This is a genomic window from Microbulbifer sp. SAOS-129_SWC, assembly GCF_039696035.1.
GTDB lineage: Bacteria > Pseudomonadota > Gammaproteobacteria > Pseudomonadales > Cellvibrionaceae > Microbulbifer.
Genome location: NZ_CP155567.1, coordinates 2,070,335 through 2,087,980, shown reverse-complemented (window position 1 = coordinate 2,087,980; position 17,646 = coordinate 2,070,335). Strand labels below are relative to the sequence as shown.

The following is a 17,646-nucleotide window of genomic DNA, read 5'->3' as shown; positions in this document are numbered from 1 at the left end:
TTCCTACCCGGATTGCTGTTGCAGCAGGGTCGCGTAACGACCACCCTGCTCGACCAACTGCGCGTGGGTGCCGCTCTCGACGATGCGCCCCTGATCCATTACCAGGATACAGTCGGCGTTTTCAATGGTACTGAGGCGGTGCGCAATCACAAAGGTAGTGCGATCACGCATCACCTCGGCCAGCGCCGCCTGGATATGCCGCTCGGATTCGTTGTCCAGCGCCGAGGTGGCCTCGTCGAGAATCAGCAGCGGCGAATCTTTCAGCAGCGCGCGGGCAATGGCGAGGCGCTGGCGCTGGCCGCCGGAGAGCATCTGCGCGTTGTCGCCCAGCACCGTGTCCAGCCCCCGCGGCAATTCGCCGACGAAATCGCTGGCGTGTGCCAGTGCCATCGCGCGCTCCACGGCTTCGCGGCTGGCGCCTTCCAGTTCGCCGTATGCGATGTTGCGGTAGACGGTATCGTTAAACAACACGATGTTCTGCGACACCATGCTGATCTGCCGGCGCAGATCCGCCAGTGACAGCTCGGCGATATCCGCACCATCGAGCAGGATGCGCCCGCTGGTAGGCTGGTAGAAACGTGCGAGCAGGCTCACCAGCGTACTCTTGCCGGAACCGGAAGCGCCGACCAGCGCCACCGTCTGCCCCGGCACCACGGAAAAATTGATATCGGTGAGCACCGCCGGTGCGGATTCGTCGTAGCGGAAACCAAGCTGCTCGAAAGTCACCGCACCGCGCACCGGCTGCGGCAGCGCAGCGTGGCCATTGTCGGGCTCCACCGGCGCGTCGAACACTTCGAAAATACTCTCTGCGGCGGCAATACCCTTCTGGATATCCGCAAACACTTCCGACAGGCTGCGCACCGGCTTGGCCAGCGAGGCGGCGGCACCGATATAGGCAGCAAAAACACCGGCGGTCATGGATTCCACCATGCCCGGCGCCAGCGCCAGCCACACAATGGTCGCTGTGGACAGGCCGACGAGGATCTGGATCACGGAAACACTGGCATTGTTCGCCACCACCAGCTTCATAAACTGCTGGCGGTTGTCGTCGCTGGCCTTGGCAAAGCGTGCATTTTCGTACGTCTGACCACCGTACATGCGCACCACCTGGTAGCCGTTGATCGCCTCCTGGGTAACGTGGGTTACGTCTCCCATGGTGTTCTGGATGCGGTGGCTCAATTTGCGGAAACGCTTGCCAACGATACGTACGATAAACGCGATCAGCGGCGCAAACAGGAAAAACGTCAGCGTCAGTTTCCAGTTCACCAGCAACAGGTATATCAGCAGGCCAATGGTGGTGAAGGATTCGCGGATCAGTACCTTGACCGCCTTGGTGATGGAATTCGTTACCTGCTCCACATTGTAAGAAACCTTGGAGATCAGGTAAGCGCCGGTATAGCGATCGAAATAGGCACTGGGCAGCTCGCCAATTTTGACGAACAGCTGGCTGCGCAGCTCGTGAATCACCGCGCGCGCGACATAGGCGAGACTGTAGCTGCCGATAAAATTGCCGCAAGCACGCAAGGCGATGATGATCAACATCGCCAGCGGAATCATCCAGCGCGCAGTGGCCTGGGGCATCATGCCGCCAGGGAAATGTGCGGCGACAATTTTGGCGAGAAAACCCCGGCTCTCCTGAATGCCGGCGCCGACCGCGTCGAGCAGCAGCTCGGTAACCGCAATCAGGCTGACGCCCATGGAGGAAAACAGCAGGAATCCGAATACCGCCAGGGCGAAGATCGACCAGTGCGGCAGTGCATAGCCCAGCAGGCGACGGTAGGTTGTTGCCCCGTCATGAGGAGTACTCGGGGGCGTGGCGGCTTTATCCATACGATATCTTACAGCGCGCCGGGCGGTCTCCCACCCGGCTGCGGGCACCGCCCTGCCCCTGCGGGGGAGAAGGCGCGCACCCGCTCGGTTAGTTCTCTTGCGGCTGCCGCGTAGTAATACTGAGGTGAACGAAACCCAGCTGACCGGCAGCATCCATGGCCCGCACCACAGCCTGGTGCTGGGCGGTGGCGTCGGCGGTTATGACCAGGGGGCGATTGTACTCGCCCGCGGAAACTTCCGACAGCGCCGATTTCAGGGTAGTCAGTTTTTTATTGATCAGCGCGCGGCCATCCACGGCGTAGGAACCGTCGGCGTTGATCAGGATCTCGACCGTCTTGGGCTGCGCATCGGCCTGGGTACCCGACGCTTCCGGCAGGTTCAGCTCCAGGTGGCTCTCCTTGGTAAAGGTGGTGGAGACCATAAAGAAGATCAGCAGCAGGAACACCACATCGATCAACGGTGTCAGGTTGACCCCGTCCTGCTCTCGGGTTTGGCGGCGGAATTGCATGGCTCGCCCTCGCTCAGACCGCTTCGATACGGCGATCGCTGTGCAGCGCATCCACCAGCTTGACCGCTTCCTGCTCCATGGTGACAACGATGCTGTCCACGCGGCGCTGGAAGTAGCGGTGCGCCATCAGCGCCGGAATGGCCACGGTCAGGCCCGCGGCAGTGGTGATCAGCGCCTGGCTGATACCACCGGCCAGCACACCGGCGTTGCCGGTGCCTTCCATCATGATGGCGGTAAATACCCGGATCATGCCCAGTACCGTACCCAACAGGCCAATCAGCGGTGCCACCGCGGCGATGGTGCCGAGAGCGCCAAGAAAACGCTCCATATCGTGCACCACCTGGCTGGCGGCTTCTTCAATGCTGTCTTTCATCACGTCGCGGCCATGGCGGGAATTGGAAAGGCCGGCGGCAAAAATCCGCCCCAGCGCACTGGAATCGCGCAGCTCTTTCAACTTCTCGCCACTGATCTGGTTGTTTTTTAGCCACCCCCAGACGTCGCCCAACAGCGTGCGCGGCGCAATCTTGCGCGGATTCAGGGTCCAGAAGCGCTCGATACAGATAGCGATTACGGCGACAGAACAAAGCAGGATTGGCAGCATCAGCCAACCGCCGGATTTTATTATTTCAAACACTTGTGTAATCCCAGACTGCGGAAAATCGGCCTGTGACTCTACCACAGCCGCGGCCAGCGGCTAAGACCCCGACGGGCGTCTTTTTCATTGGTGTGATGGGAACGGCAAAACGCGCGCACCGTTGCCGCACAAAAAAAGCCGGCGCTGGGCCGGCTTTTTTTGTTTGGCTGCGGGCGCGCAGTTTATCGCGCACCTGCGGCGGTCAGTGTCCCGGACGTTCGGGACGCTCCGGCTTCTCCGGGCGCTCAATCTTTTCCGGACGCTCCGGACGCTCCATCTTCTCCGGACGCTCGGCGCGCTCCATTTTTTCCGGACGCTGGGCTTTGGCCATCTGTTCGGGGCGGTCAGCCTTGTCCATTTTGTGCGCATGCTCGGGCATGCTGCGCTCAGCGCGGTCGGCCTGGTGCTTGGCCTTGGCCGTTTCGGCGCGCTCCGGGCGGTTGGAATGGATGCCGCTCATCAGCTCGCCCAGGTTGAAGCCCAGCTCGTGCGCAATCTGGCCCCAGCCCATGCCCTCTTCCTGGCGCAGATACAGCACCTGGTTGATGGACTCTTCCGCCGTCATGCCAGTCTCGCCTTCCAGCGCCTTGGCCGCGCTGTCTTCAGCCAGTTTTTGCGCCAGCGCCAGGGTAATCACGACGTTGCCGTTACCCATGCCGGTGCTGCCATCGCTGACTTCACCTTCCACATCGGCCATATCGCCACCGTCGGTTTCGGTCGTGGCATCACCCTGATCGGTGGTGTCGGCCGTATCGCCAGTGGTGTCGGTCGCGTCGCCGGTGGTATCAGCGGTGTCATCTTCCGGTGCCTGATAGTGAATGGAGCCGTCGCGCAGACCTTGCACGGTGGCCTCTGCATCGGCATCGCTGCCGAGAAAATCGCTGAAGAAGCCGGCGATCTTGCCAGTCGGCACGTCGGACACCGTTTCCACTACCTCGGTATCCGCGGTGTCGGTGGTCGGCACTTCATCGTCCGCCCAGGCGAGCGAACCCGCCATGACGCCTGCCAGCACCAGCGGCAACAGTCTCATCTTGTAAGGAATGCTCATCTATTTTTCTCCTGTGTAAAAATCAATTTCCGGGCCGGTAGCTGACCTGGAAGCCTACCCCCTGATCCGGGCTGCCATCGGCAAGGCCCAGATACGCGTAAAGCATGCCGCTCCACTGCTGGCTGAACTTGTGGTTCAGGTAGCCGAACAGCTCGGTGGACGGATCGCTGGTGTCGCTGGTGGCCTGCTGGTAATCCAGCGACATGCCCACACTGCTCTGGTCGTTCAGGCGGTAACCGCTGCCGACAGAGGTGTACCAGACGTCCTTGATTTCCTGGGCGGGCAGATCGCCCTTGAACTTGCGCGCCAGCGTCACGTAAGGCGTGAAGTCACCCATCGCGGTAAAGGCTTCCGCCTGCAGGGTGTAATCCGTCTGGCCGGTACCGAGGCCCTTGTCTTCGTCTGCGGTCGGGACCTTGAACTTGCCGGTCAGGTCAAAGAACCAGCGCTCCGCAACCGGCTCCAGGCTGTAGGTACCGGACAGCCACAGATCGCCGACGCCGGATTCGCTGTAAGTGCTGGTTTGAGTGGTGGTAGTTCCGCCACCCATGCCGCCGCCGTTGTTGCCGCGACCATTGCCGTTGCCATTGCCGACAACCACGCCACCGTCACCGCCGGGAATCACACCGCCGGGGCCGTCTATCTGCACCCACGGCAGCGAGGCCTTGAAGGTCCACTGGTCCGACGGCGAGTAGCTGACGGTAAACGGGGTGCTGACAATATCGGTACTGGCGCTGTCGCCGTAGTCACCACTGCTGATATCGGTACCGAGCGTGTATTTCCATTCGTCGGCAATTGCGCCGTGGCAGGCGAGCCCCCCGGCCATGGAAAGAATCACACTCCCGAGTACTTTTTTATTCATGCATTACACCTAGCATTTTTCTTCAAAAAATTTTTATGACTTTATCAGAAGCCAATTCCTGCATTGCGACCGGCTCCTCAGTTCCAAGTTCCGCCCCGGTCAAATTGCGCAAAAGCGGATCGGCGACACATTCCCTGGCGGCCTGGTCTGCGGTTCCAGCAAACCGAATCAGGGCAGAACAGAATCACCGCGCAGCCCACCAGGGCGCTACGGAACCATCGCGCAACCAGAATGCGCCCGAATCCCGCGCCCGGCGGATTTCCACCGGCGCGCCGTTGCCTGTCCAGCTCAGCGACACGGCGCCGGTTACCGCCGTGTTGAAAATTTGTGCACCTTCCCGCCGGTAGCGGGCCACCACCTCCGCGTGCGGATGGCCAAAGTGGTGGCGAAAGCCCGCACTGAAAATCACAACGCGCGGCTGCGCCCAGTCCACAAACGCCTGCGAAGACGAACTGCGCGAACCATGGTGCGGCGCGATCAGCACATCCACCGGCGCAAATCCGGGGTTGGCGGCAACAATCTGCCGCTCCGAGGCGCGGGAAATATCTCCGCTGAGCAACACCCGAACCCCGCGCCAGCGCAACAGCGCCACACAACTGTGATCATTCTCCTCACCGGAGACCTGCGCCGTCGGCGGCCACAGCCACTGCAGGTGCAGGCGACCCAGGTCTTCCTGCGCTCCTGCCCGGCAGATTGCCGCGGGCCGGTGCAGCTGCCGGTGCAAGCGCCCTGCGAGAGCGCCCGGCGCCACGATTCGATCCAGCGGCAGCGACTGCGCCAGACCGTTCAGGCCGCCGGCGTGATCCAGGTCGGCATGGCTGATGACCACCGCGTCCACTCCGCGTTCGCCCTCACCCAGCAGGAAGGGAGCCACGATCGATCGCCCCGCGCTCCAGCCGGTCGGCGAGCGCGGCCCGGTGTCGTAAACCAGCCGGTAGCCGGGGGTCCGCACCGCGACCGCCAGGCCCTGCCCGACATCCAGCGCCGTTACCTGCAACCGCGCGTCGCGCCCGGCGCCGGTCCCCAGCCAGGACAGCAGCGGCACTACCACCAGCATCAGCCAGCCGAGGGGCCGCCCGGGGACACCGCGCGGCAGGATTACCAGTAACACGCAGCCGGCGGCCAAAAGGATCCCGCCAATTCCCAACGGCAGTCCCAGTGGCTGCCAGCCATGGGCCCAATCCTGCGCCCGGGCGAACACGGACATCATCAGATCCAACTGCCCGCCGGCGAAACCGAGCAGCGGCTGCCCCAGCGGCGTCGCCAGCAGCAGCGCACCGAGCAGGATCGCCGGCAGGATTACCAACCCCATCCACGGAATCGCCACCAGATTGACCAGGACCCCGCCGCCGCTGAACCCGGAAAAAAAGAACAGCGACGGCAGCAGCAGCGCGACGAAGATGGCCCACTGGCTGCTGATCAGAGCGCCGAGATGCGCGCCCAGCCGCGATCGCGCCGAAGGCCGCACGGGCGGGCGCCAACTGAAACGCAACAGGAGTGCCCCCACCGCCGCAAACGACAGCCAGAAGCCCGCGCCATAAAAGGCGAGCGGCTGCAGCGTCAGCACCAGCGCCAGCGCGAGGGAAATGGCCAGCGCCGGGGCAACCCGCCGGCGCCACTGCCAGGCCAGCAGCAGTACCCAGACCATAACCAGCGCCCGCCGGGCGGATAGCGGCGCACCGGCCAGCAGCGTGTAGGCCCCACTGCCGAGCAGCGCAGCGACCGTCGGCAGCCAGGTGGGCGCGCGCCCGCTGAGCATGCCGCAAAATCGCGCCAGGTAGCCGCCGATCAGCAGCAGGAAGCCACTGACCAACCCCACGTGCAGACCGGAAATCGCCAGCAGGTGTGCAGTCCCCGTCTGGCGCAGCATCTGCTGGTCGGCCCGCGTCAGGCCGCTGCGGTCTCCCAATAACAGCGCACTCAGCAGCTCCGGCCGCCGCGGTTGTTCGGCGAGGGCATCGCGCAGCCGCTGGCGCAGCGCCAGCAGCCCCCGCCCCGCCGCGAGCCGGCGCGGTTCGGCGTCCCGCGGCCGGACGTAGCCGGTCGCGTAGATACCGCGGCGCAGCAGCCAGCCCTCGAAATCGAAAGTATGCGGATTGACGCTACCGCGGGGACGCTTGAGGCGCACCGGCAGCTGCCAGCGGCTGCCTGCGCGCAGCTGCGCGCGGATTGCCGCGGGGGCGTCGTACCAGGTGAGAATGAGACGCTGGCCGCGCAGCGCCGGCGACCCGGCCGCAGACCCGGCCGCAGACCCGGCCCGGTCCGGCACCGGCTGCGCCAGAACCCGTGCGGTGAAGCGGATATTGGTCTCGCGGCCCTCGCCGCCGAATGCCGCCGGAGCGCGGCGCACCTGAGGCAGCGAAACCACCTCCAGCGGCAACACCAGGTCGGCACCGTGCAGTGCCAGCGGCAGACGCTGGTCGAGCGCACGCAGATCCTGCCACAGCCCCCAGGTCGCGCCGCAGCAGGCCGCGACCACAAAGAAGACCAGAGCACGACGCACGGGCAGAAGCACCACCGTGGCCAGCAGCGCACCCGTGGCAGCCAGTAACACCGCCGGTGCAGGCAGGTGCGGCAGGCTGCCCACCGCAACCAGGCCCAGTATGTAACCCCACAACAGCCACAATGGCGAGCCGCCGGCCCGCGCCACCGCCGCCAGCGTGGCCGGGGCACGGCTTGCGCTGCCCGAGCGAGGGAGATCGATACGCTTCCCGGCGACTGGCTCCATAGTGGTTCACTTCCTGTGTAAAGGTGCCCGGCGGCCCCCGGTTCTTGTGCCAGATCGCAGCCCACCCTGTAAAGCCAAACGGTCTGCCACTGCCCCGAAAGTGCCCCGCCCAGCTGCCCCACCTGTCTGTTTGAGCACCAACCAGTCACATTTTTTTAAAAAAAATGCCATGTTTAACCTTTTTGTAATATTCAAACCGCAGAATTCGCACCAACTCGAGGGGGGGCCAGATTCGGACTCAGCAAGGTCGCCTCTCAGTCATAACCAAAAACCTGTGCGAGATGACCGATGAAAAAGACTGCTATTTCCCTGGCTATTGCTGCAATGATCCCGGCCTTCGCCAGCGCCGAATCCTCTCCGATTAACTTCTACGGTAAGGCCAACCTCGACTTCCAGTCGGCCGACGAGGGCGACGGCGCCAACACCGACCTGAAGAGCAACGCCTCACGCCTCGGCGTCAAGGGCGAGCTGCCGTTCGACAATGGCATCAAGGGTATCTACAAGATGGAATACCAGGTTGCTATCGACGGCGAATCCTCCGAGACCTTCAAGCAGCGCAACATCTACGCTGGCCTGGAAGGCGGTTTCGGCCAGGTGATCGGCGGTAAGTTCGACACCCCGATGAAGGTATCCCAGAACAAGGTCGACCTGTTCAACGACCTCGAAGGCGATATCGGCAGCCTGCTGACCAACAGCGACAACCGTGTTGGCAACGAGGTGCAGTACACCACTCCGTCTTTCGGCGGCTTCAAGGTATCTGCGGCCTATATCAGCAACCGTGACGAAGTGATCGGCACCGACCCCTTCGGTAACGACATCACCCGCGACAACGGCACCTCCGTCGCTCTGTCTTACGACAACAACGGCGTTTACCTGGCTTACGCCCACGACCAGGGTGTTGAAGCCAACGACTTTAATGTTGACCGCCTGGTAGCCCAGTACAACATCGGCCCGGTTCAGGTCGGCGGTCTGTACGAAGAGCAGGAGCAAGCGGACGGCAGCACCCAGGACGGCTGGATGACTTCCGTGGCCTACAAGATCAACCAGTGGACCGCCAAGGCCCAGTACGGCCAGTCCGACATGAAAGAGCTCGACGGCGAAACTTACAGCCTGGGCCTGGACTACAAACTCACCAGCGCCGCCAAGGTCTTCGCGTTCTACACCGACGAGACTGCAGCGAACGACTACTCGCGCAACTACGTGGGTGTGGGTACCGAGTTCAAGTTCTAAGAACGGAACTCAACCTGCAAAAAGAAAGGCGGCTTCGGCCGCCTTTTTTTGTATCTCGCTCAAATCACCAATAAATCCATAAACTCATCAACCGGCATCGCCATCAACCGTTCGGCATCCGCGCACAACGCAACAATGTCCTCACAGCGCCGCCCCGGAAATCGTGTCGCCAGGTTGGCCCTGAACTTCTGCTGCAGCAACGGAATCCCCTCTGCCCGACGGCGCCGGTGCCCGACCGGGTACTCCACTGCCACGTTGTCGGTCGCTGAACCATCGGTAAAAAACACCTGCACCGCATTGGCAATGGAACGCTTGTCCGGCTCCAGATATTCGGCCGAATAGCGCTTGTCTTCCACCACTTCCATTTTCTCGCGCAACCGGTCTATCTCCGGGTGTGCCGCGTGGAAATCGTCCTCGTAATGCTCGGCCACCAGGTTGCCAAACAGCAGCGGCACCGCCGTCATATATTGCAGGCAGTGATCCCGATCCGCCGCGTTGGCCAGCGGGCCCCGCTTGGAAATGATGCGGATGGCCGACTCGTGGGTGGTGATCACCACCCGATCGATTTCGTCGATGCGGTCTTTTACCTGCGGGTGCAGCGCCACCGCCGCCTCGCAGGCGGTCTGCGCGTGAAATTCCGCCGGATACGAGATTTTGAACAGGATATTCTCCATCACATAGCTGCCGTACGGCCGCGGGAACTGAAACTGGCGCTCCGCTTCCGGCTTCCGTTGCAGGTCCGCGTTGGTTACGCTGAAACAGACATCGTAGAACCCCCACTGCTTCGCCGTCAGGGCCGCGGGAATGCCCATCTCCCCGCGCATGGCGATATCCGCAAGGCGCACGCCGCGGGAAGTGGCGTCCCCCGCAGCCCAGGACTTGCGCGAGCCGGCGTTGGGCGCGTGGCGATAGGTGCGCAGCGCGCTGCCATCCACCCACGCGTGGGAAATCGCCGCCAGCAGCTGCTCGCGGCTGGCGCCTTTCAGTTTTGCCGCCACCGCCGTGGACGCCACCCGCACCAGCAGCACATGATCGAGCCCCACGCGGTTAAAACTGTTCTGCAGCGCCAGCACGCCCTGGATCTCGTGGGCGCGGATCATGCCGTCGAGCACATCGCGCATCGTCAATGGCGCCCTGCCCTGCGCACTCTGTTTCTGCGCCAGGTAATCCGCCACCGCCAGGATCGCCCCCAGATTGTCTGACGGATGGCCCCACTCCGCCGCCAGCCAGGTGTCGTTGTAGTCCAGCCAGCGGACAATACAACCGATATCCCAGGCCGCCGTGACCGGATCCAGGCGCAGCTGCGTCCCCGGCACCCGCGCACCATGCGGCACCACTGTCCCCTCGACGATCGGCCCCAGATGCTTGGTGCACTCGGGAAAACGCAGCGCCAGCAGACCGCAACCGAGGGTATCCATCAGACAAAAGCGCGCCGTGTCCCAGGCTTCGGCGGACGCTATTTCGTAATCCAGCACATAGTCGGCGATATCCTGGATCACCCGATCGTAATCCGGGCGGATATTCTCGTCGGCATTGCTACCCATATTGGCACCCATATCGGAACCTCCCAATGAACCATCGCGAGGATGTGAACATTGAGAGCATAGATAACCGGCACCACGGTACCAACCCCGCGTTCCGCTACGGAAACGGAAATATGCGCAGTGCCTTTTGCCCCTGCGAGCAATACCTTGACCTCCCGCTGCATTGCCGACATTCTGGCATCAGTCTCCCTCCCGGATTTCCGCCCCCGGAAATCGGGCGGGGGAATCAAGGTATAATCGTCACCCCTCAAGGAAGAAGCCGCATGAATTCCAATAACATCTATTCTGCTCCAGCAGCGGAGCTCGAACAGGAAGCCAACCCGAAGGCCGGCACCGGGCTAAAGGCTATTGCGATACTGCTGTCCCTGCCAATTTGCCTGCTTAACTTCAGCATTCAATTTTCCAAACTGGGGATTGCCGGGGGGATTGGTGGAGCCTTCGGGTCAATCATTCCGGCATTGGTGGTTGTGGCATTGCTGCAAATTTTCAAAAGGTTCCGCAACTCAAAATCCCGCTGGAAAATATTTGCCTGGTCACAGGTAGTTTTTCTGGTGGGCACGATCAATTCCCTGTATCTGTCGACCCTGGGCCAGTGAAATCAACGTAGACGGTGTTTTTTTGCGCGCAGCGGCATGCCGCCACCTCTTGAACATCCCGGACTCAAGGCGTTTCCCTTGCGCAACAGGCTATATAGAAGCGCATGGGAAAACGCGCAGCGTTCCGGGTGCTCACCAAAAATCTGACGCAAACTTCAGCCTCCAGCAGCCACCGGGGTGATATTGTGTCTGGCCCAAAAAAATCGGCACCCCCCAATACGAGAAGACGGTCATTTCGACGCCAGCCATAGCGAAGCCGTCAATCCAGCTAGCACACCACGCCGCTGTCGTCGGGCGCCCTTTATTCGTAAAAGAGTTTTGATTAAAAACTCAAATCATTTAGCGGAATACAAAATGGCCTTTATAGATATCCCTGACGTAAACCCCTATTGCAGGTTTTTCAGCAATGGCCCAACGAAACAGCTCATATTCTCCTCTCACGGCATCTGGAGCCCAAAGAGCGACGGAATGACGCGGGTCAACTACACCTACCATTGGTATTCACAACCCACAGAACCGCTCTATCATTCTGAGTACCTCAATAAATTGCCCTCGATGGGCCATGCCGAGCCGATTGACACCCTTGGCCCGGGTAGCGGATCAGTTGCCAACACGTTATTCGTCCCCCTGGACCAACAACTCTTTATGCTTACCGCCAGGGCCTTCCAGAATCAGGTGAGAACGACCAATCCCCTGGGCTTATCTCTGTTAGCGTTTCACGGCAGCAACACCGTTCGCGCAATGAACCTGCACTTGCTCGACAAACAATTATTGCCAGCCCTGAAGTACCCGGTGAACCGACCCGTGCATATGATTGTATGCCGCTCCCTGCAGATGAAAGCGGTAACACCGGTTGTGAGGAAAAATGTTACGGTAATCGGCCCCGCATTAACTCCGTTTAACAGCATAACCAACGACATGCTATAAGCGCACGAAAATCCTGGGATACCTGCAAAGTGACCGGACACATCAATAAATGCCGGCTCCCGGGATCGATTTACATATACCATGCAGGATAAACGGAAGATTTTTACCGAAAATTAATTTTTCGGAGCACAGTGTCCCCGAACCAGATCGCCCGCTCCCGGAGGAGAGCGAACTGCCCTGCGCGACAAACGCAGCTGCCGCAGGTATTCCGCGACATTATTCTTTCTGTGGTCAGACAAACAGTATGATCGGGAAAGGAGCACAGCATGAGAATGCTACTCAACATCAAGATTCCGCATCATAAGTTCAATGCCGCGGTCAGGGATGGTTCGGTGGCGGCAAAGATGAATGCGATAGTGGAAGCAAGTAAACCGGAGGCGGTTTACTACACCGAACAGCATGGCCGCCGCTCGGCAATTCTCGTCGTCGATCTCGCCGACCCATCCGCCATCCCCGCATTGGTGGAACCGTGGTTTCTGCTATTTGAGGCCGATGTCGAGATCCGCACCGTGATGACGCCCGAGGATCTCAAACGCGGCGGGTTGGACGAACTGGGCAAGAAATGGAGCTGATTGGCCGACATTGCTATAACTCCGGCACTGTTTTGTGCCGGGGTTATAACGCAGAGTACAGAGCCCCCCTATATCTACCCCTGTTGCTGTCGCGCGCCGCGCGCCGCGTGCAGCTTCTTGTAGCTCTCGATCAGGCGCAGGTGCCGATCCAGGCCTTCCAGCTGCGTATTGGTCGGCGTCAGGCCGTGGAAGCGTACGCTGCCCTCCACTGAAGCCACCACTGCCTCCATGGTTTCGTCGCCGAACATGCGCCGCAGGTTGCCGATAAAGTCGTCCAGTTCCAGCGCATCGTCGAGCGCAATTTCCAGCACCGCCTGTACCGCCTGGTAGAAGAGCCCGCGCTCGACGGTGTTGTCGTTGTACTGCAGGAAGGCCTCCACCAGTTCCAGCGCTTCGTCGTGGCGCTGCAGCGCGAGGCAGATCAGTAGTTTCAGCTCCAGCACTGTCAGCTGGCCCCAGACGGTGTTCTCATCGAACTCGACCCCGATCAGCGTGATGATGGTCTCGTAGTTGTCGATCTGGCTCTCTTCCAGGCGCTCGAGCAAATCCTCCAGCGCGTCGTCGTCGAGCGCGTGCAGGTTGAGAATATCCTCGCGGAAGTCGAGCGCCTTATTGGTGTTGTCCCAGATCAGGTCCTCCACCGGGTACACCTCGGAATAGCCCGGCACCAGGATCCGGCAGGCCGGCGCGCCGAGATCCTCGTAGGTGGCCACGTAGACCTCCTTGCCCATTTCCTCGAGGATCTTGAACAGGCGCGTGGCCTCGGTGTCGTTGCTGTCGTGGTGATTGCCGGAGAAATCCCATTCCACGAACTCGTAGTCGGATCTGGCGCTGAAGAAGCGCCACGACACCACACCGGTGGAATCGATAAAGTGCTCGACAAAGTTCTGCGGCTCGGTCACCGCCAGGCTGTTGAAAGTCGGCGGCGGCACATCGTTCAGGCCCTCGAAGCTGCGGCCCTGCATCAGCTCGGTGAGGCTGCGCTCCAGCGCCACGTGGAAGCTCGGATGCGCGCCGAAGGAGGCGAACACGCCGCCGGTGCGCGGGTTCATCAGTGTTACGCACATCACCGGAAACTGCCCGCCGAGGGACGCATCCTTGACCAGGATGGGGAAGCCCTGTTCTTCCAGCGCCTCGATTCCCGCAAGGATATCCGGGTATCTGGCCAGCACTTCGCGCGGCACGTCCGGCAGCGCGATTTCCTGCTCCAGAATCTGCTTTTTCACTGCCCGCTCGAAGATCTCCGACAGACACTGCACCTCCGCTTCGGCCAGGGTGTTGCCGGCACTCATGCCGTTGCTGAGGAACAGGTTCTCGATCAGGTTCGACGGAAAATATACCGTCTCGCCATCGGACTGGCGCACAAACGGCAGCGAGCAGATACCGCGATCGGCGCGGCCGGAGTTGGTATCGATCAGGTTGGAGCCCGCCAGCTCGCCGTCCGGGTTGTAGATGGCCATGCAGTAGTCATCGAGGATGCCTTGCGGCAGGCCGTCGTCCGGCCCCGGTACAAACCACTGTTCGTTCGGGTAGTGCACGAAGTCACTGTTGGCGATCTCCTCGCCGAAGTACTGGTCGTTGTAGAAGAAGTTGCAGTTCAGCCGCTCGATAAACTCGCCCAGTGCCGAGCACAGCGCGCTCTCCTTGGTGGCACCCTTGCCGTTGGTAAAGCACATGGGCGAGGCCGCATCGCGGATATGCAGCGACCACACATGCGGCACGATATTGCGCCAGGAGGCGATCTCGATCTTCATGCCCAGATCCGCGAGGATCTTCGTCATATTGGCGATGGTCTGCTCCAGCGGCAGGTCCTTGCCCTCGATGAAGGTGCGGTGCGCCGCGTCCGGTTCCACCATCAGCAGCGCCTGGGCATCCTCGGCCAGGTTCTCCACCGTCTCGATCTGGAACTCGGGCCCGGTCTGCACCACCTTCTTGACCGTGCAGCGGTCGATCGAGCGCAGAATGCCCTGGCGATCCTTGTCGGAGATGTCCTCCGGCAGCTCCACCTGGATCTTGAAGATCTGGTTGTAGCGATTTTCCGGGTCGACGATATTGTTCTGCGACAGGCGGATATTGTGCGTGGGAATATCGCGCGCCTTGCAGTAAACACGCACAAAGTAGGCCGCACACAGCGCCGAGGACGCCAGGAAGTAATCGAACGGACTCGGGGCCGAGCCGTCACCCTTGTAACGGATCGGCTGATCGGTGATGACCGTAAAGTCATCAAACTTGGCTTCGAGTCGCAGGTTATCGAGGAAGTTGACGTTGATTTCCATGGGGGAACTACCGGGCGTGGAGAATTTGGTGAGCCTTGAGCGGCGGCATTATCCAGTTTTTGGGCGGGCCCGTCTCGGTGATTTGGCAGATAGCGGTTGCGGGCCCGGAGACTTACCGTGCGCTCCCGGCCATTGCCCCGGCAACACGCTGCCAGAATGAAGCCCCATTCAAAATAGCTGCCTCAGAGCCACCGCCTGGCCTCGGCGATGACCGTCTGCACCCGCTGCGGCACCCGCTTGCCGCGCCGACTGCCGAGATACAGGGTTTCGTTCACCGGCCGCGCAAGCCGATGAGCCCTGATCTGGCCGGGCTCGGGAAAAGCCTCCACGGCGTATGCCGGTAACACGGTAAATCCCAATCCCATACTGACCGGCGCCAGGATCAGGCTGATCTGGTTCGAGAACCCCCTGGTCCTGAACATGCCGCTGTGCTCAAACTGCGGATAGTTGGCGCCCAACAATAGCCGGGCATGATGGGCGCCATCGGGATGATCGATAAACCCCAGTTCCAGCAACGTCTCCCAGGCGGGGTTGGCAACGGCTGCCGGGGTGACTAACAGCAACTCTTCGGTGGCAACCGGCTGGCAGCTCACCTCCTCGCGGGTTGCAGCACTGGTCATAAAGCCGATATCGACTCGGTTATCGGCAATCGCGTTCTCCACGTCGGTATTGGGTGCGAATCGATAGTCGATCACCAGCTCCGGATGCTGCTTCTGCAGCGCCAGGAGGTGCGGATACAACCTGAGCCCCACGCTCCCGGGGGACATGACCCGCACCAGCCCCCCGTAGGGAGGATCCTCCCCTACCCGCTGCTCCAGATTCGCAAGTGCCTGAAGAACCGCACGCCCCTCATCGTAGAGCCGCTCGCCGGCATCCGTCAGCGTGAACTGTTTGCCTTCCCGCACCAGCAGGGCAATACCGATCTGGTTCTCCAGTTTTCGCACCTGCTGGCTCACCCCGGACTGGGTCATATGCAGTTTTTCGGCCGTACGGGTGAAATGGCCCACTTCAACCAGCGTGCAAAAGGTAGCTAACCAGGTGGTATTCACCATAACAAAATGTACTCATTTACATTTTAAATGATCATTTTACGTAATTATCTATGCTTTGTAATCTGCGCCAACGATCAAATCAGGAGCAACGTAAATGAGTAACGTCTACCCGCGCACCTTCTCGCATATCGGTATTTCGGTTCCCGACCTCGAAAAGGCTGTCGCCTTCTACACCGAGGTCATGGGCTGGTACCTGATAATGGCGCCGACCGATATCGAGGAGGATGACAGCGCCATTGGTGTCATGTGCACCGACGTATTCGGGCCAGGCTGGGGCAGCTTCCGCATCGCCCACCTGTCCACCGGTGACCGGATTGGTGTAGAAATATTCCAGTTCAACAACCAGGAGAATCCGGACAACAACTTTGAGTACTGGAAAACCGGGATTTTCCACTTCTGCGTACAGGACCCGAATGTGGAAGAGCTGGCAGAACGCATCGTGGCCGCCGGCGGCAAGAAACGCATGGAAAAACCGCGCTACTACTACCCGGGAGAAAAGCCGTATCGGATGATCTATATGGAAGACCCGTTTGGCAATATTCTCGAGCTGTACAGCCACAGCTACGAATTGATCTATAGCGCCGGCGCATACTAGGATTGGCGGCGCCACACCCCTGGACGGAGCAGGATATGACATCACCGTGGGATAGCAGGCCCAGAAATGACCGGTTCGACGCTGAAGCGGGTGAACCGGCCATGCAAGCCGTGGTCACCGCCGGCAACGGCGACTACGACGTGCTGGAATGCCGCGAGGTCAAAAGGCCCACGCCCGGAGAGGGCGAAGTCCTGCTGCAGGTGCTCGCGGCGGGGGTCAACAACACCGACATCAATACCCGTGTCGGCTGGTACTCATCCTCCGTCACCACCGGCACCGACGCAACCAGCACATCCGGCCAGATGGCAGACGGAGGCTGGAACGAGGAAACCCCCTTCCCGTTTATCCAGGGCACCGATTGCTGCGGCCGCATTGTGGCCGCAGGCAGGAATGTGGACCCCGGCAACATCGGTGCGCGGGTACTGGTGCGTTCCTGCATGCGCAAGGCCGGCTTCCAGTCGATGGACAGCATCTGGATGGGTTCGGATTTCGATGGCGCCTTTGCGCAGTTCGTCACGGTTCCCGCCAGCGAGGTATTCCCCATTCACTGTGACTGGACGGATGCAGAACTGGCAACCATCCCCTGCGCCTATGCAACCGCTGAGAACATGCTCTACCGCAGCGGGCTCGCGCGCGGCGAACATGTGCTGATCATGGGCGCTTCCGGCGGGGTCGGCTCCGCGGCAGTCCAGCTGGCCAAACTGCGCGGCGCCACGGTTACCGCGGTAGCGTCGGCAGCCAAATCCCAACAGGTGCTCGCCATCGGCGCCGATCGGGTCATCGACCGCAATGAAAAACTCCCGCAGCACCTCGGGGAGGAAAGTGTGGATGTGGTCGTCGACAATGTTGCCGGCAACACCTTCCCCGATATGCTGGCGGTGCTGAAACGCGGCGGGCGCTACGTATCCTCCGGGGCTATCGGCGGCCCCATGGTGTCACTGGATATGCGCACCCTGTACCTGAAAGATATCACCCTGATCGGCTGCACCACTTGGGATGAACCGGTGTTCCCCAACCTCATTACCTATATAGAAAATGGCCAGCTCAAACCGCTGGTGGCAAAGGTATTTCCCCTCGAACAAATCGCCGCGGCCCAGCGCGAATTCCTGCAGAAGAAGCACGTAGGGAACTTCGTGCTGATACCACCGAGCGAGTAGCGTCAGCTTATTACTCCCAAACGGACTGACGTCAACTTCGAGGCGGAGGGAATCAGCGAATCTGACGCTGATTTCCGCCGGGTAAAA

The 17,646-nt window shown here is 60.9% G+C and carries 15 protein-coding genes; 6 read left to right on the top strand and 9 right to left on the bottom strand.

The features are described 5' to 3' along the window. Nucleotides 1-3 precede the first annotated feature (3 nt). The 6 genes from msbA to ABDK11_RS09025 all read right to left on the bottom strand — a co-directional run bounded on the left by msbA (nt 4) and on the right by ABDK11_RS09025 (nt 7,610). Nucleotides 4-1,830 carry a lipid A export permease/ATP-binding protein MsbA gene (gene msbA / locus ABDK11_RS09050; protein ID WP_346839968.1) on the bottom strand — a complete coding sequence of 609 codons (1,827 nt, stop codon included), beginning with the start codon at nt 1,828-1,830 and terminating at the stop codon, nt 4-6. 88 nt (nt 1,831-1,918) lie between these two features. Further along, nucleotides 1,919-2,338, bottom strand: a complete 420-nt coding sequence (locus tag ABDK11_RS09045) for a biopolymer transporter ExbD (protein WP_346839967.1) — start codon at nt 2,336-2,338, stop codon at nt 1,919-1,921. 13 nt (nt 2,339-2,351) lie between these two features. Continuing rightward, nucleotides 2,352-2,972 carry a MotA/TolQ/ExbB proton channel family protein gene (locus ABDK11_RS09040; protein ID WP_346839966.1) on the bottom strand — a complete coding sequence of 207 codons (621 nt, stop codon included), beginning with the start codon at nt 2,970-2,972 and terminating at the stop codon, nt 2,352-2,354. A 202-nt stretch (nt 2,973-3,174) separates the two neighbouring features. Then, complete coding sequence (locus ABDK11_RS09035; protein WP_346839965.1) at nt 3,175-4,020, bottom strand: hypothetical protein; 846 nt, start codon at nt 4,018-4,020, stop codon at nt 3,175-3,177. 22 nt (nt 4,021-4,042) lie between these two features. Then, on the bottom strand, nt 4,043-4,882 hold the full coding sequence (locus ABDK11_RS09030) for a hypothetical protein (protein ID WP_346839964.1): 840 nt from the start codon (nt 4,880-4,882) through the stop codon (nt 4,043-4,045). Between the two features lie 184 nt (nt 4,883-5,066). Then, the gene (locus ABDK11_RS09025; RefSeq protein WP_346839963.1) at nt 5,067-7,610 is read right to left on the bottom strand and encodes a DNA internalization-related competence protein ComEC/Rec2; all 2,544 of its coding nucleotides are present in this window, start codon (nt 7,608-7,610) and stop codon (nt 5,067-5,069) included. Between the two features lie 288 nt (nt 7,611-7,898). Here ABDK11_RS09025 and ABDK11_RS09020 point away from each other — a divergent pair, with 288 nt between their 5' ends. Further along, nucleotides 7,899-8,840: a porin gene (locus ABDK11_RS09020; protein WP_346839962.1), complete on the top strand. Its 942-nt coding sequence runs from the start codon at nt 7,899-7,901 to the stop codon at nt 8,838-8,840. A 59-nt stretch (nt 8,841-8,899) separates the two neighbouring features. On the opposite strand, the gene ABDK11_RS09015 is transcribed toward ABDK11_RS09020, so the two are convergent. Then, complete coding sequence (locus ABDK11_RS09015) at nt 8,900-10,396, bottom strand: bifunctional 2-methylcitrate dehydratase/aconitate hydratase (RefSeq protein ID WP_346839961.1); 1,497 nt, start codon at nt 10,394-10,396, stop codon at nt 8,900-8,902. A 251-nt stretch (nt 10,397-10,647) separates the two neighbouring features. Between ABDK11_RS09015 and ABDK11_RS09010 the strand changes: the two genes are divergently transcribed. The 3 genes from ABDK11_RS09010 (at nt 10,648) to ABDK11_RS09000 (ending at nt 12,479) form a co-directional block, all read left to right on the top strand. After that, a complete protein-coding gene (locus ABDK11_RS09010) occupies nt 10,648-10,980 on the top strand; it encodes a hypothetical protein (RefSeq protein ID WP_346839960.1) in 333 nt (110 codons plus the stop codon). Nucleotides 10,981-11,334: 354 nt separating this feature from the next. Then, entirely contained in the window at nt 11,335-11,907 is a 573-nt protein-coding gene (locus ABDK11_RS09005) for a hypothetical protein (RefSeq protein WP_346839959.1), read from the top strand. A gap of 266 nt (nt 11,908-12,173) precedes the next feature. Beyond that, nucleotides 12,174-12,479 (top strand): hypothetical protein, encoded by a 306-nt coding sequence (locus ABDK11_RS09000; protein ID WP_346839958.1) that lies wholly within the window; start codon nt 12,174-12,176, stop codon nt 12,477-12,479. A gap of 74 nt (nt 12,480-12,553) precedes the next feature. Here the strand turns inward: ABDK11_RS09000 and ABDK11_RS08995 are convergent, their stop codons facing one another. After that, nucleotides 12,554-14,755 carry an OsmC domain/YcaO domain-containing protein gene (locus ABDK11_RS08995; protein ID WP_346839957.1) on the bottom strand — a complete coding sequence of 734 codons (2,202 nt, stop codon included), beginning with the start codon at nt 14,753-14,755 and terminating at the stop codon, nt 12,554-12,556. A 182-nt stretch (nt 14,756-14,937) separates the two neighbouring features. Further along, nucleotides 14,938-15,807, bottom strand: coding sequence for a LysR family transcriptional regulator (locus ABDK11_RS08990; protein WP_346839956.1), 870 nt, complete (start codon nt 15,805-15,807; stop codon nt 14,938-14,940). Nucleotides 15,808-15,901: 94 nt separating this feature from the next. On the opposite strand from ABDK11_RS08990, the gene ABDK11_RS08985 reads away from it, so the two are divergent. After that, nucleotides 15,902-16,402: a lactoylglutathione lyase family protein gene (locus tag ABDK11_RS08985; RefSeq protein ID WP_346839955.1), complete on the top strand. Its 501-nt coding sequence runs from the start codon at nt 15,902-15,904 to the stop codon at nt 16,400-16,402. A 35-nt stretch (nt 16,403-16,437) separates the two neighbouring features. Beyond that, nucleotides 16,438-17,559 (top strand): alcohol dehydrogenase family protein, encoded by a 1,122-nt coding sequence (locus ABDK11_RS08980; protein WP_346839954.1) that lies wholly within the window; start codon nt 16,438-16,440, stop codon nt 17,557-17,559. Nucleotides 17,560-17,646 lie beyond the last annotated feature (87 nt).